The 15,333-nt window shown below is 61.4% G+C and carries 12 protein-coding genes and 1 pseudogene; 3 read left to right on the top strand and 10 right to left on the bottom strand.

Annotated elements, in window-relative coordinates:
• The first annotated feature begins 53 nt into the window (after window positions 1-53).
• Together JOE60_RS08625 and JOE60_RS08620 are read left to right on the top strand one after the other, a co-directional pair.
• A complete protein-coding gene (locus tag JOE60_RS08625; RefSeq protein WP_239528843.1) occupies window positions 54-1,640 on the top strand; it encodes a glycoside hydrolase family 32 protein in 1,587 nt (528 codons plus the stop codon).
• 12 nt (window positions 1,641-1,652) lie between these two features.
• Window positions 1,653-2,564 (top strand): annotated as a pseudogene (locus JOE60_RS08620) (carbohydrate kinase family protein); the annotation flags it as partial.
• A 17-nt stretch (window positions 2,565-2,581) separates the two neighbouring features.
• On the opposite strand, the gene JOE60_RS18340 reads toward JOE60_RS08620, so the two are convergent.
• From JOE60_RS18340 to JOE60_RS08575, 9 genes are all read right to left on the bottom strand, one after another.
• Window positions 2,582-2,683: a hypothetical protein gene (locus JOE60_RS18340; RefSeq protein ID WP_239528842.1), complete on the bottom strand. Its 102-nt coding sequence runs from the start codon at window positions 2,681-2,683 to the stop codon at window positions 2,582-2,584.
• Window positions 2,684-2,886: 203 nt separating this feature from the next.
• Window positions 2,887-3,369, bottom strand: a complete 483-nt coding sequence (locus tag JOE60_RS08610; RefSeq protein WP_167266879.1) for a pyridoxamine 5'-phosphate oxidase family protein — start codon at window positions 3,367-3,369, stop codon at window positions 2,887-2,889.
• A 69-nt stretch (window positions 3,370-3,438) separates the two neighbouring features.
• Window positions 3,439-4,083: a hypothetical protein gene (locus JOE60_RS08605; RefSeq protein ID WP_204814887.1), complete on the bottom strand. Its 645-nt coding sequence runs from the start codon at window positions 4,081-4,083 to the stop codon at window positions 3,439-3,441.
• A 153-nt stretch (window positions 4,084-4,236) separates the two neighbouring features.
• Window positions 4,237-4,677: a hypothetical protein gene (locus JOE60_RS08600; protein ID WP_167266881.1), complete on the bottom strand. Its 441-nt coding sequence runs from the start codon at window positions 4,675-4,677 to the stop codon at window positions 4,237-4,239.
• Window positions 4,678-5,020: 343 nt separating this feature from the next.
• Window positions 5,021-5,836 (bottom strand): slipin family protein, encoded by an 816-nt coding sequence (locus tag JOE60_RS08595; protein ID WP_167266883.1) that lies wholly within the window; start codon window positions 5,834-5,836, stop codon window positions 5,021-5,023.
• Window positions 5,837-5,928: 92 nt separating this feature from the next.
• Window positions 5,929-8,640: a magnesium-translocating P-type ATPase gene (gene mgtA / locus JOE60_RS08590; protein WP_167266885.1), complete on the bottom strand. Its 2,712-nt coding sequence runs from the start codon at window positions 8,638-8,640 to the stop codon at window positions 5,929-5,931.
• Window positions 8,637-11,087 (bottom strand): phosphoketolase family protein, encoded by a 2,451-nt coding sequence (locus tag JOE60_RS08585; protein ID WP_167266889.1) that lies wholly within the window; start codon window positions 11,085-11,087, stop codon window positions 8,637-8,639. The genes mgtA and JOE60_RS08585 overlap by 4 nt, the downstream gene beginning before the upstream one ends.
• Before the next feature lie 7 nt (window positions 11,088-11,094).
• The gene (locus JOE60_RS08580) at window positions 11,095-12,240 is read right to left on the bottom strand and encodes an acetate/propionate family kinase (RefSeq protein WP_167266891.1); all 1,146 of its coding nucleotides are present in this window, start codon (window positions 12,238-12,240) and stop codon (window positions 11,095-11,097) included.
• 81 nt (window positions 12,241-12,321) lie between these two features.
• Window positions 12,322-12,828 carry a pyridoxamine 5'-phosphate oxidase family protein gene (locus tag JOE60_RS08575; protein ID WP_167266893.1) on the bottom strand — a complete coding sequence of 169 codons (507 nt, stop codon included), beginning with the start codon at window positions 12,826-12,828 and terminating at the stop codon, window positions 12,322-12,324.
• Window positions 12,829-13,044: 216 nt separating this feature from the next.
• On the opposite strand from JOE60_RS08575, the gene JOE60_RS08570 reads away from it, so the two are divergent.
• Window positions 13,045-13,467 carry a pyridoxamine 5'-phosphate oxidase family protein gene (locus JOE60_RS08570; RefSeq protein WP_167266896.1) on the top strand — a complete coding sequence of 141 codons (423 nt, stop codon included), beginning with the start codon at window positions 13,045-13,047 and terminating at the stop codon, window positions 13,465-13,467.
• Here JOE60_RS08570 and JOE60_RS08565 read toward each other — a convergent pair.
• The gene (locus JOE60_RS08565; protein ID WP_167266899.1) at window positions 13,412-15,331 is read right to left on the bottom strand and encodes a heavy metal translocating P-type ATPase; all 1,920 of its coding nucleotides are present in this window, start codon (window positions 15,329-15,331) and stop codon (window positions 13,412-13,414) included. The genes JOE60_RS08570 and JOE60_RS08565 overlap by 56 nt on opposite strands.
• Window positions 15,332-15,333 lie beyond the last annotated feature (2 nt).

Here is a 15,333-nt window from a genome sequence, read left to right as displayed (position 1 = left end):
CCACCACCATCCACCCGGCAGGCACTGTGCTGCCACACAACAAAAGGGAACCAATGAAGGACTCACCCTCTGTATCCCGTCGTTCACTCCTGACCGGTGCGGGCGCCGTCGCCTTGGCCGCCCCTCTGGCCGTTTCAGACGCCGGCGCCGCTTTGGCCGCTCCGGCCTCACCTGACAACGCCCCAAGCGGACAATCCCCGAAAGGACGGACCCGCATGCGCCCCGAATACCACTTCAGCGTGCCCGACAACTGGAAGAACGATCCGCAGCGCCCCATCTACCTCGACGGGGAATATCACTACTACTACCTCTACAACGCCGACTACATCAGCGGCGGCGGCGGCACCTCCTGGCGCCGTGCCACCACCACCGACCACGTCACGTTCCGGGACCGTGGAGTCGCCATTCCGAAGTTCAGCAACAGCAATGGGGACTGCTGGTCCGGTTCCTTGGTGGTGGATGACCGGAACACTGCCGGCTACGGGGCCGGCGCGGTCATCGCCATCCTCACCCAGGCGCCCGGGGGCCGTCAGGCACAATATCTCTGGTATTCCACGGACCGCGGCGCCACTTTCAAGCCCGGAGGAACTGCCCCGGTGCTCCCCAACCCCGGTACGGCAGACTTCCGGGATCCCAAGGTGATCCGGGACCAGGACCGGAACCGGTGGCTTATGATCAACGCCGAGGGCCAGAAACTTGGCTTCTACGCCTCGTCTGACCTCCGGTCCTGGCAGCGGGTGGGTGAGTTCGTCCGGGCCGACCTGGGTGTGCTCGAATGTCCGGACATCTTCAAGATGACCGCCGACGACGGTACCTCCCATTGGGTCTTGGGCACCAGTGCCAACGGCAAAGGCCGCGGGTTGCCCGCCACCTATGCGTACTGGACAGGTACCTTCGACGGCAGCACCTTCACGTCCGACCGGCCGGAGCCGGAATGGATCGACTACGGCTTCGACTTCTACGGGGCGGTGACGTACCCCCACCACAATGCTGCGGGAGCCGAGGACCCGACGCTTCGCCGCGCCATCGGCTGGGCGAACTTCTGGGACTACCCCCACAACACTCCCACGCTGGCAACAGACGGATACAACGGCGACGACATGATCGTGCGCGATCTGCGATTGAAACGCGGAACCGGCGGATACTACCTCGCCTCCGCTCCCACCGCCGCCCTGGCCAACCACGTCAAGCGCACCCACGAGCCGGGTGATGTGACGGTCACAGGGACGCGCGACCTTGACCTCCGTTTGCGGGCCTACGATCTTTCCTGCGAACTGGTGTGGGATCCCGCTGCCCCGCCGGCCAACATCGGATTGGAGGTTTGCCGCGCCCCGGGCGGCGGCAGGCATGTGGCCGCAGGGGTCTTCCTGCGGGGCCCGTTCGCCTATGTCAACCGTCGGCCAACGATCAACCCCACCGCCGGAGAAACCCAGACGCCGGTAGACCCTCAGTCCGGTCGCCTCTTGCTCCGGCTCCTGGTGGACAGCACCAGCGTCGAGCTGTTCCTGGGCGACGGTCGTGTTGTGCACTCGCACCGCGTGTTCCCCCTTGAAGGCGACGACGGGATCCGGCTGTACGCCAATGAAGGCACGGCGACGTTCCGGAACCTCCACATCAACGAGATCAAAGCAACCCCGTAGGAGCCGGTAAGAATGGGACCCGAAACAACCAGCGAGACCGAATCTGCCCTTGACGTGCTCGTCATAGGCGAGTCCCTGATCGACGTGGTCATCAGCCCGTCCGGCCAGGTAGAGCATGCCGGAGGATCTCCAGCCAATGTGGCCTACGGCCTGGGCCGCCTCGGCATCTCCACCGGGTTGCTGACCGCTATCGGCGATGACGACCGCGGCACCGCCATCGAAGCCCATCTACGCAGCGCCGGCGTTACGGTTTTGCCGGGGTCCCGTTCACTGGCCCGGACATCCACGGCGAGGGTCACCCTTGCCGCGGATGGTTCGGCCGATTACGACTTCGACGTCGCCTGGGACATGCCCGTCACTGCGCTGGCGTCCCTTCCCAAGCTCCTGCATACCGGTTCCATCGCGGCGTTCCTCGCCCCGGGCGCCGGGACCGTCAAATCCATCCTCGAACGGGTGCATCACCACTGCACCGTCACCTACGATCCGAACATCCGGCCGGCCCTGCTGGGAAGCCATTCTGAAGCGGTGGCCAGCTTCGAAGACGTGGTTCCCGCCACGAACCTGGTGAAACTCAGCGACGAAGACGCACGATGGCTCTACCCCCTAAAGAGCCTTCAGGAAACAGCCGCGTATGTTCTTGGGCTTGGGGCAAAGCTTGCCGTTGTGACGATGGGCGCCGGTGGCTCCCACCTTGCCTCCGCCGACGCGACCATGGACATCCCGGCCACGAAAACGACGGTGGCTGACACCATCGGGGCCGGTGATTCGTTCATGTCTGCCTTGATTCTGGGGTACCTCAACGAGGACAACGTTAGCCCGGAGGCCATGAGGAGGATGGGTGAGGCGGCCACTGCGGCGGCCGCAATCACCGTGGGCCGGGCGGGAGCGAATCCGCCCAGTGCGACGGAGCTGAACGAGGCCCTGCGCCGGAATCATCCTTATCAGCGGCGAATTCGACCCAGAATGAGCAGCAGCGCAGGTAACCCAGGCAAGTCGGAGAATTGCCCCGTCCATGCGGCACCGTCCCACCATTGAAGCCTCATCGTTCCTGCCGGGTCCGCGTACCAGCCAGGTGGCGCAGCTACGAGGTTTGGTGTCTGGCTAATGGTTGTGAAGTGTCTCAACCAACGCGGGGAGGGTTTTCTGAGCCAGACCAAGGTCTGTTTCCTGAGGATGCACGGTAAAGGATCGGCTGAGGAACTGCCCTATCTCCCCGGCGACTGGGTCCTCGTTACTTGGTGACCCATCACTGATCGGGGATGGCGGATGGTGAGGGATCCCTGACCGTCCGCAGTACAGTGCCGCGCCAGATATCCGGGCGCAAGGTCTTGAAACGGCGGCCTGTGACGGAAGTCGGGATGAGCCGCAAATAGGAACTCTTACTTCCTGCCTGCCATGGCTCGAGGTTCAAATCATCGGCCGCAGCCATTTCCTGGGAGTCCACGATCAACTGCGACTGGCCCCGCACGACGACGCTCCACGCCATCTCTGTAGAGGAGCTGTATCCATCGATTTCCAAAGCGCTCGGATCCGTCACCGCGCTCTGATACTTGGTGCCCAGGTCGCTACGGAAAACAATACTGGCACCACTAAGGACGAAGTTCACAGGAAAAATCTCAGGATGCCCATCAACCGGGACAGCCAACCGACCCACCGTGGTCCCGTTCAGGAGATACCAGCACTCGCCCGGGTGGAGGCGTTCAACGGCAGCGCGTGATTCGGCGTTCATGTCATCGACGCTAACGGCAGCATCGCGTCATCGTTAGGGCCATTGGTCCCGTCCTGACCGCGGGCGCCTTCACCATGCGGCGGAGGGGGCGTGACTGCCAGCATCTCCCTGTCCGTTAGCGGCCAAGGCTATACGTTGGGCTGCAAGGCCTGTCAATGCCGCTACAGTGACAGCCATGAAAATTCCCGCCAACGCATAGCTCGCGAACAGCACGGGCGCTGGAGTCATTTCGTCAATGAACGGCGACGGGGCCAACGTCCACAGGATGCCGATAGCCCACGCACCAGCGTTGATAGGGATCCATTGAAGACTCTTCCGAACCACCCGCCGGAGAACAAGCCACTGCAGCGTCGGAATCGAAACCAATAGCAGTACCGCTCCGACGACAACCTCTGGCGTAATCCAAAGGTTCCCCAGGTCGAAACCAGCAATCGTACTGGGCAACATACCAATCGCCCATGCCACGGCAGCGCCCACAGCGGTAGCGGCAACCCACACGGGCCGCGGCACGACCAACGGTCCGAAGCCAATCGATTGCCCAAGTCCAAGCAAGGCTCCCTCGCAGGCACCTGCGACAACCATCACCGGATAGACACCCCATCCCTGCACTGCCGCTAAGGCGAGGAACCCGCCAACCGCAGCTGGAATCATGAATCCAACCGCCTCGCACGCTGTGACAGCCAGCATCCAGCGCCGGATAAATGCGGTGCGCACACTCCTCTGCCTCCTCTTATGTACTCACAGGACCATGACCGCCGCGCAGGTTCCCGAGGCTGCCTTCACCAAACCTCCCTGGCTCGACGTTGGCTCAACGGGCCCTTGTTGCAAGGTGCACCACGAAAATGCCGATGACCTGCATCTCCGGCGTTAATCGAAGTGGATTTCGGCCGCGGCTTGTCGGATGGATTCCAGACGCCGTTCTTCAATCAGTCCCAGAGCGTCAAGCTCTTCCGCGCGGTCTGCGCGTTCTTGGCAGGCCTGAGCGGAAATCTCATCCAGGATCACTCCCACAAGATGGGCCAAACCTGACTTGAGTTCCGCGAGGTTGGTGTTGCTGATCAGGAGTCGACGGTCCGAGACGCTGATTTCAACCTCGCCGAAGCCGGCCCCAGCGAAGCGGTGGCTGCTATTGACTGCGTGAAGAAGGTCGATCTCCCTGGGTTGGGGGCGGCGGGAAAATACTGCCGGGACGGTGTAGCGGGCGGGGCCTTGGACCGTGCCCAGGTCATGCGGCAAGGCAGAGGCGAGGACGCCGCTCAGTGTCAGTGCTGTCTCGACGCGAACAGGGAATTCGTGAATGGTTGTCATGGCGCTGTGCCAACGTTCTATTAGGTGCACTGTCGGACCCGCCGGAACGTGGAACGGCTGTGGCTGGTTCAGGGACCCGGGTCCGGGTCGGCTGGGTGGGAGGCGCTGGCATGCGTCCGGCCTGCCTGAGCAGGTTGGTCATGGCCGCCCTCAAGTCTACGCGCCCCACCCGCGACGGGAGGCCTGGAACAAGTGACAAAACCTTGTCAATCATGACGTCTGCGCGGGATCCGGGCCGTCAGGTCCCAAAGGTCCCATCATCAGCCGGGCAGAGCAACCCGAGCGCGGCTCAACCAAGCTCACTATCCTCCACCCGGTTCAGAGGGCCTGCCTATTGGGGAATTCATGCCGCTTTGATGGGAGTCTTGCCGTTGGAGGATGCTGCGGCCAGGTTCTCTCGAGCCAAGAACGCGGAAAGTTCACCGATGGTGCTCATCAGTGGGGCGGGAAAGACCACTGTGGTGTTCTTATCGACCCCGATTTCAACCAGAGACTGCAGATTCCTTAGCTGTAGGGCCAAGGGGTGGGCCATCATAGTGTCAGAGGCTTCGCCGAGCGCTGTCGCGGCGATGGCTTCGCCTTCAGCTGCGATGATCTTGGCCCTCTTCTCCCGTTCCGCTTCAGCCTGGCGGGCCATGGCACGTTTCATACTTTCCGGTAGCTGGATATCTTTGAGTTCCACCAGGGTCACCTCTACGCCCCACTCCACGGTGAGGACATCGAGGATTTCACGGATGTCAATATTGATCCGTTCGGTTTCGGACAGGGTTTGGTCCAGGGTGTGCCGACCCACGACCTTCCTCAGGGTTGTCTGGGCAATCTGGTCAATAGCGGAGGCCACATTCTCGATGGCCACCACCGACTTCACAGCGTCCACCACCCGATAGTAGGCAACGGCGGAGACATCCACGCTCACGTTGTCCTGAGTGATGATGCCTTGGGACTGGATGGGCATGGTCACGATCCGCAAACTCACCAACGGCAACCGATCGATGACCGGGATGATCAACTGCAGACCAGGCTCCCTGACACCAAGAACTCTGCCAAGCCGGAAAAGCACACCTTTTTCGTATTGACGTACGACCCGGATCGACGATTTCGCGGCGATCAGCAACAGCACCAAAACAACGACAAGGACGACAATAGTGGTGGGGCCCATCAGGATCCCCTCCTGAATGTGAGCGGGACGTGCCGGGGCCGGACACGGCCCCGTGACATGTGTCCGTTATCCCATTGTCCCACCAAAGGATACTAAAAGCCCCACTCTCTGCTCCCCGGTAAATCCCGTGACTCAGGGAACTTCGCGGGGCGGGGGTGAAGATCATCAGTGGTCTTCTTTGGGGCGCCGGATAGTTTCCCGGCTGTGGTGAAGCGCGATGCACGGCGGCTGATGTGGTGGGTCGACCGGCGTCGGGGGATTTTCATGGCGGGTGACTCTTGCTTGGAGCGGGAGAAGAACCAATGTTTGGCGAATTCGACCATCACCAGATAAATGATCACCATGCTGAGGAGGGCAAGAAAGAACGGCACCGGCAATGGATCAAAGCCAAGCCACGGTCCGAGGGGTGACAGCGGCAAAGCGACTCCCACGGCGACGACCCCCAACGAGGCAACGGTTAGCCCTGCCGAGGGTCTGCTGCGGAAGAAAGGCACTTTGCGGGTGCGGATGGCGAAGATAATCAGGGTCTGGGTGGCGATTGATTCGATGAACCATCCCGCCCGGAACTCGCCAGGGACGGCAGTAAATACCGTGAGCATCAATGTGAAGGTCGCAAAGTCAAAGATCGAGCTGATAGGCCCGAAGAGGAGCATGAAGCGTCGAATAAAGGCGATATTCCAGTGGGTGGGAGCACGGAGTTGTTCCTTATCGACCCTGTCGGTGGGGATGGCCAATTGCCCGGCATCGTAAAGCAGGTTATTGAGCAGAATCTGGCTTGGCAGCATTGGCAGGAAGTTCAACACCGCTGAGGCGGTCGCTGCGCTGAACATGTTCCCGAAATTGCTGGACGTTCCCATGAGGACGTATTTGATGGTATTCGCGAAGATCCGCCGCCCCTCCCCGACACCTGCTGCAAGGACACCCAGGTCTTTATCGAGCAGGATAATATCGGCTGCGTCCTTGGCGACGTCAGTGGCCGTATCCACTGAAATGCCGATGTCTGCTTTGTGCAGGGCCAGGGCGTCGTTGACCCCGTCTCCCAGAAATCCTACGGAGCCGCCACTCTTGCGGAGCGCAGTGATGATCCGTGCCTTATGTTCCGGGGACACCCGGGCAAAGATGGAAGCGGTCCGTGCTGCCGAGACCAGGTTCTCATCAGACATCCCATCAATGTCGGCCCCGTTGAGGGTGCCACCGGAAACGATTCCAATCTCAGCGCAGACTTTCTCGGCCACTTTGGCGTTGTCGCCGGTGGCGATCTTCACTGTGATCTGCAATGACTGAAGGTGGTCAAGTGAAGCTTTAACGTTCGCCTTGGGGCGGTCCAGGAAAATGAGAAAACCAGCAAGGGTGAAGTCGCGTTCGTCTGTGTCTCTAATCTTTTGCAGTCCAGGAACGTCACGGTATGCAACCGCCACAACGCGCGATCCTGCTCCAAACTGCTCATCCAACGTCTCCAATGCGCTTTGGGTTGTTGGCCGACACAGGGAAAGGACGTCTTCAGGGGCGCCTTTGGTGATCAGCTGCTCACCATGTGCCGGGTGTCGGACGAGCACGGAGGTACGGCGCCGATCATGGTCGAAACTGATGAGATCCAAACGTGTAAATTGCTCAGGGCCAAGCCGCGCCGCTGAAAGGCTGGTCCAGAGTGCCCCATCCAGCGGGTTTTGTCCGGCGACGGAGTCTTTGGCCGCGGTGTAGTCCGCCTCTGTGGCCAGCAGCCCCAGGGTGAGCACCTGGTCCTGGGTTGTTTCGGGCCCTACCGGCAGCGCTCCGGTATAGCTGATCCTGCCTTCGGTCAGGGTGCCGGTCTTGTCCGTGACCAAGATGTCCATGTCGCCCAGATCTTCGATGCAAACCAAACGTTTGACGAGCACTTTCTGCTTGGCCAGGACGCGCGTTCCGGTGGCCAGGCTGGTACTGACGACGGCGGGAAGAAGTTGAGGCGTGATGCCCACAGCGATGGCGAGGGAGAAGAGCAATGATTCAATGATCGGCCGTTGAAGCAGGACATTGATGATGAAGATCAAAGTGGTGAGACCTAAGGCGACTTGCAGCAAAAGGAAAGAGAATCGTCGAAGACCGAGTTGGAACTCGGTCTGAGGTTGGCGTTCTCCCATTCCCGAAGCGATACGTCCGAACTCCGTGCCCCTTCCGGTGGCCACAACCACTCCGGTTCCCCCACCGGAATGAACCACCGTGCCCATAAACGCGCACGATGTCCGATCACCAAGGGCCACCCCATCGAGAACCGGGGATGGGTCTTTTTCCGTGGGCAGCGACTCCCCGGTAAGAATGCTCTCATCACAGAGCAAACTGTTTGTTTCCAGCAACCGCAAGTCGGCGGGAACAATCGTCCCGAGTCCCAATTGAACGACGTCGCCGGGCACCACGTTTGTCACGTCCACGGCCAGGGTCCTGCCCTCGCGAAGTACCAGAGCACGATGGCTTATTTGCGAGTGAAGGGATTCCGAGGCGCGCTCGGCCCTGAATTCGTTGCTGAATCCGAGCCCCACACTGACAAGAAGGATGCCCCCGATCACTATCGAGTTGGTCGCATCCCCCAAGAACAACGACACCGACGCAGTGACGAACAACAAAACCAGGATGGGACTGGCGAGCTGACGCCCCAGTACGCCCCAGGCACTGGCTTTATGCGACAGGACCGCGTTCGGACCCACCATAGCCAGCCGGGCCGCCGATTCCTGGTCCGATAGGCCAGACGGGGCGGAAGACAGCTGGTGCAAAACCTGTACGGTATCAAGTCCGGCTGCCGTCGCTGTGGAAAGCTGGAGGGGGTTCATTTACCGGCCGTCGCCGGAGGGCCGGGATTCCAACCTTCAGTCCACACCCACTCCCTGATTTCGGGAAGATCCTCGAAGTGCTCGCGGATGTACTGGGAGTGGGCTTCCAACTGCGTCCCGCAATGCTCCAGCAGTTGGTCTTCTCCTGGGTATCGCCCGTGGGCCCGCCGCAGGGCTTCCATGACCAGGTGGTAGCGGCTGACCTTGTTCAGGACCACCATGTCGAAAGGTGTGGTGGTGGTACCTTGCTCGGTGTAGCCGCGGACATGGAACCGCTCGGGATGCGGGCGGCCGTGCAGAAGTTGATGAAGGGCCCTCGCGTAGCCATGCCAAGCCATCACGACGTCCACGCCATCGGTGAAAAGTTCCTCAAATTTTTCACCAGACAGCCCATGTGGGTGCGCATCCGGCGGTGGCAAGACCATGGCGTCCATGACGTTGACCACCCGGACTGACATGTCTGGGACGTACTTCCGCAACAGCCACGATGCCGCCAATGTCTCCTGCGTGGGAACATCACCGGCGCATGCGAGGACAATATCCGGGCCCTCGCCGGCCCGGGTTCCGGGCACCTCGTTGCCGGCCCAATCCCAGATGGATGCGCCCACGGCAGCATGCTTCCGCGCCTCTTGAAGCGTCAGGTACTGGGGATGCTCCTGCTTGTCGATCACCACCAGATTTACGTAGTCCTTGCTTCGGAACATATGTTCCGCGGTGACCAGCAAGGTGTTTGCGTCAGGAGGAAAATAGACACGGATGACCGTGCTGGAGAGGGACAGGACCGTATCGATGAGGCCGGGGCCTTGATGGCTGAAGCCGTTGTGATCGTTACGCCAGCACGTAGAGGTCAGCAGGATATTCAGGCTCGGGACGGGTTTCCGCCACTCCAGTGACCGTGCGTGCTGGAGCCACTTGGCGTGCTGGATGGTCATGGATGCGCTCACCATCGCAAACGCCTCATAGCTCGCGAACAAGCCGTGCCGGCCGGTCAGCACATATCCTTCCAGCCACCCCTGGCATAGGTGTTCTGAAAGGACTTCCATCACGCGTCCGCCAGGGGAAACGTGATCGTCTGCGAGCGCCGTTACCGGGTTCGCGGCCGGTTCCATAAGGCAGCGATCGGTGGCTTCAAAGACTGCCCCGAGCCTGTTGCTGTTGGTTTCGTCGGGGCAGAAGAGGCGGAACCTTGGGTCTTCGGCGGTATCGATGTAGATATCCCGAAGCATCTCCCCCAACGGTCTGGTGCTCTCCTGCATCACCGCACCGCGGGGCACGGCCTCGATGGCGTAGTGATCCAGCGTGGGAATCACCAAATCATGACTTCCAGCACCACGGCTGGCCGGCAACGTACCCATTCGAAGATCGCCTGTCGGGGCGAGTTGGGCGAGTTCGTCAAGAAGCCGTCCACCGCCGTCGAACAGTTCTTCCGGGCGGTAGGAACGCATCCATTCTTCCAGTTGCTTCAGGTGGCCGGGGTTTTCCCGGACCCCGGCCAGAGGGACCTGGTGGGAACGGTGGGTTCCCTCAACGGGTTTTCCGTCCACCATCGCGGGTCCCGTCCATCCTTTGGGGGTGCGCAGGATGATCGCCGGCCATCGTGCGGGACCGGTAACTCCCTCTGCGCGGGCGCGGGACTGGATGGTCCGGATCGATGCGTAGGCTGAGTCCAGCGCCGAGGCGAGGGCTGGGTGCACGATGGCGGGGTCGTCGCCGGAGACGATGACGGGATCCCAGCCGTGGGCCTCCAGCAGTGATGCTACCTCCAGGTTTGAGCGGCGGCCCAGCACGGTGGGGCCGGAGATCTTGTACCCGTTGAGGTGGAGTATTGGAAGCACAACACCGTCCCTGAGCGGGTTCAGAAACGAGGGCGCCTTCCAAGAGCCCTCCAGGGGACCGGTTTCGGCTTCCCCATCGCCCACGACGCAGGCAACGATCAGATCCGGGTTGTCCATGGCTGCGCCGGTGGCATGCATGAGGGAGTAGCCCAGTTCGCCGCCCTCGTGAATGGATCCGGGCGTAGCAGGACCAACATGGCTGGCGATGCCTCCCGGCGTCGAAAACTGCCGGACGAGTCTCCGAAGCCCCTCCAGGTCTTTGCCTATGTCCGGATAGACCTCCGAGTAGCTGCCTTCCAGGTAGGTATTGGCGACGACGGCGGGACCACCGTGGCCGGGACCGGCCACGAACAGGACTTCCGAACCTGTGCGGCGGATGAGCCGGTTGAGGTGTGCGTAAATCAGCGACAAGCCCGGACTGGTGCCCCAGTGTCCCAACAGCCGGGGCTTGATGTGCTCTGCTTGCAGCGGCTCTCTGAGCAGGGCGTTCTCCTGCAGGTAGATCTGTGCCACGGTCAGGTAGTTGGCCGCGGACCAATACCGGTGAATGAGGGCAAAGTCCTCCTTCACCGGTTCTCGCTCAGTAACTGTGGTGTTTCTCTTCAAACTCATGTCGCGGTCAACCTTCCGTGGGGGTGGCGAGCAAGGCCGCCGTCGATTCTGCAATGGCGCGTTCTTCGTCGCAGGGCACTGCCAAGACAGGAAATGTTGATCGTCTGGTACTGATTTTGCGGATGCCTTCCTGGAGAGACGCATTGAGTTCCTCGTCAAGCCCGATCCCCAGCGGTCCCAACCAGGCGACCACTTTGTCCCGGAACAACGCAGAGTTCTGGCCCACGCCGCCGGTGAACACCAAAGCGTCCGGCCGGCCAACCACCATGGCGTAGGCCGCGATGTACTTGGCAAGACGGTAGGCAGCGATGTTCAAAGCGAGGATCGCAGCCGGTTCGCCCTTGAGGGAAGCGGCGCCAATGTCACGCATGTCTGCTGTTCCGGCCAGAGCCAACAGCCCCGAACGGTGGTTGAGTGTGTCAGCAACTTCCTCCGCCGTTGCGCCCGCCTGCTGCATCAACAACACGATGGAAGGGTCCAGGTCTCCCGATCGAGTCCCCATGACCAGGCCTTCCACTGGGGTCATTCCCATGGAGGTGTCCACGCTGAGCCCCTTCCTGACAGCGGTGACGGACGCCCCGTTGCCAACATGGGCCACGATCGCGTTCACAGATGCCACGCTGAGAAATCCTGCTGTGTCACGGCACGCCATTTCCACAGAGATTCCATGGAAGCCGTAGCGCCGGACTGGATAGCCTTCGCATGCGTCCTCCGGAATGGCATAGCGGGCCGCGAAATCCGGAATGGAGCGGTGAAACGCCGTGTCAAAGACTGCCACTTGTGGGAGGCCGGGCCACCGTTTGCCGGCGGCGTTCATGCAGGCAACACTGGCCGGGTTGTGGAGGGGGGCCAACGGGTTTAGTCCTTCGATGGCTGCTATCACGTCCGCCGTGACGCGAATCGGGGCGCTGAATTGCCGGCCTCCATGGACCACGCGGTGTCCAATCGATTCCGGGCGCGCGGATCCGAGGCTCTTCATGTTCTGGACCATCTCTTCAAAAGCCGCCTGAAGACTGCCGGGGATGAAGCGGTCTTCCGCTGGCCAGTTCACCTGTCCTGAGGCAAGAATGCCCGCAGCCGGGTTGGTAGCTGTGGTTTCACGCATTTGATACTTCAGCGATGAGGAACCGGGGTTCAGCACGAGAACGCGCATGTTCTCCTTTCCTTCCGAGGGGCGGGCTGCGGTCGGTTGGCTCTCTTGGCACTGCGGCGCCCCACCCCGTGTGACCCGACCCTAGCCAGAGGCGCCGGGCAGGAGTTCCTGGGTTTCGCCGTCGGGCGCCTCGGAGCCAGTCGGATCCAACGGTGGCCACCACTTCGACGGCGGGCTGATGACAAACCGGCGTCCGCTGATCTCCGTGGGCGTGACCCTCACCAGGATGTCCTTGGCGCCGGGCTCCCACGGAGACAGGCCAGCATCCACCGCTTCCTGGATGTCTTCCGGCTGCGTCACGAATTCCGGCTTCCCCTTGAGGATGACGCTCCACGCAACGGTTCCGTATCGGTTGAAGCCATCGGCTTCCAGCGCGATCACGGCCCCTTCACGGATAGTGTCGTGCTTCGTCCCCGGTCCGGTCCTGAAGAGAACAGTTCCGTAATTCGGCACGTAGTTCACGGGAAAGATCTCAGGTTCCTCTCCGTTGATGAGGGCAATCCTGCCCATGGACACCGATTGAAGGTACTTCCAGCAGTCGTGGATACTGAGCTCTTTAATGTCCTGACCCGTCGATGTAATCTCCATGGGGCCGAGCCTATGCCCTCCGGCTACGCGCAAACAGGGCAGAAAGTCCCTCCCCAACAGAGCCATTTGGGCGGGAGTGAATCACCCGTGCCTCTTTGTCCTCGGGACCTTGGACTCTATTGGCCGCTGAGACCCGACCATAGGCTCGGGAACACAGAAACCAGCTGCGACGTGGCGATTCGCCCACATCCACCGCCCACAAAGGAGACATAGACAATGGAAACCGACGAAAGACCCGGAACCGTCCTCTCCGAAGCCGACTCATGGAAGGTCCTGGAGCGTACCCAGCATGGTCGTTTGGCTGTCAGCGTCCTGGGTGAACCGGACATCTATCCACTGAATTTCATAGCCCACAAGCAGCGGCTGCTTCTAAGGACTAATCCGGGGACAAAGCTTGCTGAACTGACCGTCAACGAAAAAGTCGCCTTCGAAGTGGAGGAGATCGTCGACGCCGAAGCTTGGAGCGTTGTCCTTAAGGGGACTGCCAGGGTGATCGAGTCACAGTCTGAGATCGATGAAGCGGACAAACTGCCCCTGAAGCCATGGATTCCCACCCGCAAGTACACATACGTGGAGATCACTCCTACCCGGGTCCACGGCCGCCACTTCGAACTCGGTGATGAGCCTGAGCGGTACTGACGGCCCTGGAACTCCTGGAAGCCACGGACCGTCCGGGGCTCAAGGCTCTGAGGGCGTTAAGGATGGTTGCCAGATCCACCAGTTCCTGGAGCAGCGCTCCGGCGACGGCTGGAATCATCCCAAGTGAGGCCATCACCATCAGGCCGAGGCTCAGAACTATCCCCGTCCATATGCTGGTACGCGCGATGCGAAGAGTGCGCTGCCCAATGCCAACTGCCATCGCAGCTCTGGACAGGTCATCGACCATGACCACCACGTCCGCCGACTCGCTGGCCGCAGTGGCGCCTTTGGCGCCCATGGCGATGCCGACGTCGGCCGCTGCCAGTACCGGGGCGTCGTTGACACCATCTCCCACCATCATCACGGGCCTGAGCGGAAGCGCGGCGACGGCAGTGACTTTGTCAGCAGGCAAGCATTCGGCCATGACGTTGCTGATGCCCGCCTCCACGGCGATATGTTGGGCTGTCGTTGCAGCGTCTCCGGTCAGGAGCATCGTTTCCACGACCCCGAGCCTCCGAAGTTCTGCCAGCGTGTCCCTGGCATTTGGCCGCAGTGGATCACTCATGATCAGAGTTCCGGCAAACCGGCGATCCACGCCGACGTAAATCCCGAGATGCCCGGTGGGCAGCGCCTCTTTCTCGAATCCGCTCACCAAGGAACCGACGTAGGCAGGTTTTCCGACCACAACACGGTGGCCTCCGCAGTCTGCCGTCACTCCGTTGGTTGCATGTTCACTGGCGCTTGTTGCCGCTATAAGTACCAAGCCGCTGGCACGGGCGGCACACATGACTGCGGCGGCCAGGACGTGGGTGGAATACTGCTCGGCGGACGCGGCCAACTGCAGCAGGGTGGCTTCGGACAGATTTGATTCGGGGGCCACACGGATTCCGGCCAAGGACGGGTTGCCTAGAGTGAGGGTCCCTGTCTTGTCGAACACGGCCGTCTTGACGCCGCTGAGTTGCTCAAGCGTCCCGGCGTTCTTGATGATAATGCCCGCATGTGCAGCCCGGCTTGTCCCGGCGAGAAACGCAACGGGAGCTGCTATCAGCAGAGGGCACGGGGTGGCTACTACCAGCACCTCAGCGAACCGACCCGGATCCTGGCTGAAAAACCAGGCAACAGCGGCCAACACCAAGGCGACCAGAGTGAACGGCACAGCATATCTGTCAGCCAACCGCACCGTCGGCGCCCGGCTGGCCGCAGCTCCCTGAACCAAGGCAACTATTTGGCTGTACTGGGAATCCACCGCCGTGGCTGTGGCCGTCATTCGCACGGCATCAGCGCCATTAAGCGAGCCGCTGAGCAGCATGTCGCCCTCGGTTCGCTCAGCGGGCAGGCTCTCGCCTGTCAGCGCGGACTCGTCAAAGATTCCGACGTCGGACAGCAGGGTTCCGTCCACCGGAACCAGCTCTGATGGTTTGACCAGCAGCACGTCTCCGGGAACCACTGCATCCACCAGGATGTCTTCCACAGGCAGGCCAAACCGTTCTCGGTGCGCATTCCGCGGGGAGCGGTCCAAGAGTGCACGGAGCTCCTTGGTAGCGCGGCCTTGGGCAAATTGTTCCAGCGCTTCGCCACCTGTCAGCATCAGCACCACGATCAGGGATGCCAGGTACTCCCCCACCGCAACAGTTGAGCAAATGGCCATCACGGCCAGAAGATCGATGCCCCAGCGTCCATGCAGGAGCCCTTTGACCATGGTGCTGGCCCGGTAGAGGGCAACACTGAGGGCGAAAATGCCCGCCAGCCATTGAGCTGCCGGCGTGAGTCCGGTGACTGTCAGGACCGCAAAGGTGACGAGCACCCCCACGGTAGCCGACACCAACGGATAGTGCACGGCCGAATGCAGCAGACGTTGCGTCATGA

Origin of the sequence: Paenarthrobacter ilicis (assembly GCF_016907545.1) — a bacterium.
Taxonomy (GTDB): Bacteria; Actinomycetota; Actinomycetes; order Actinomycetales; family Micrococcaceae; genus Arthrobacter; species Arthrobacter ilicis.
This window is presented reverse-complemented; position numbering and strand designations above follow the sequence as displayed.

Excerpts from the sequence above, each read along its gene's own strand:
- JOE60_RS08625 (WP_239528843.1), top strand. The coding sequence starts at position 54 with ATGAAGGACTCACCCTCTGTATCCCGTCGTTCACTCCTGACCGGTGCG.
- JOE60_RS18340 (WP_239528842.1), bottom strand. The coding sequence starts at position 2,683 with ATGAGGCTTCAATGGTGGGACGGTGCCGCATGGACGGGGCAATTCTCC.
- JOE60_RS08610 (WP_167266879.1), bottom strand. The coding sequence starts at position 3,369 with ATGAACGCCGAATCACGCGCTGCCGTTGAACGCCTCCACCCGGGCGAG.
- JOE60_RS08600 (WP_167266881.1), bottom strand. The coding sequence starts at position 4,677 with ATGACAACCATTCACGAATTCCCTGTTCGCGTCGAGACAGCACTGACA.
- JOE60_RS08595 (WP_167266883.1), bottom strand. The coding sequence starts at position 5,836 with ATGGGCCCCACCACTATTGTCGTCCTTGTCGTTGTTTTGGTGCTGTTG.
- mgtA (WP_167266885.1), bottom strand. The coding sequence starts at position 8,640 with ATGAACCCCCTCCAGCTTTCCACAGCGACGGCAGCCGGACTTGATACC.
- JOE60_RS08585 (WP_167266889.1), bottom strand. The coding sequence starts at position 11,087 with ATGAGTTTGAAGAGAAACACCACAGTTACTGAGCGAGAACCGGTGAAG.
- JOE60_RS08580 (WP_167266891.1), bottom strand. The coding sequence starts at position 12,240 with ATGCGCGTTCTCGTGCTGAACCCCGGTTCCTCATCGCTGAAGTATCAA.
- JOE60_RS08575 (WP_167266893.1), bottom strand. The coding sequence starts at position 12,828 with ATGGAGATTACATCGACGGGTCAGGACATTAAAGAGCTCAGTATCCAC.
- JOE60_RS08570 (WP_167266896.1), top strand. The coding sequence starts at position 13,045 with ATGGAAACCGACGAAAGACCCGGAACCGTCCTCTCCGAAGCCGACTCA.
- JOE60_RS08565 (WP_167266899.1), bottom strand. The coding sequence starts at position 15,331 with ATGACGCAACGTCTGCTGCATTCGGCCGTGCACTATCCGTTGGTGTCG.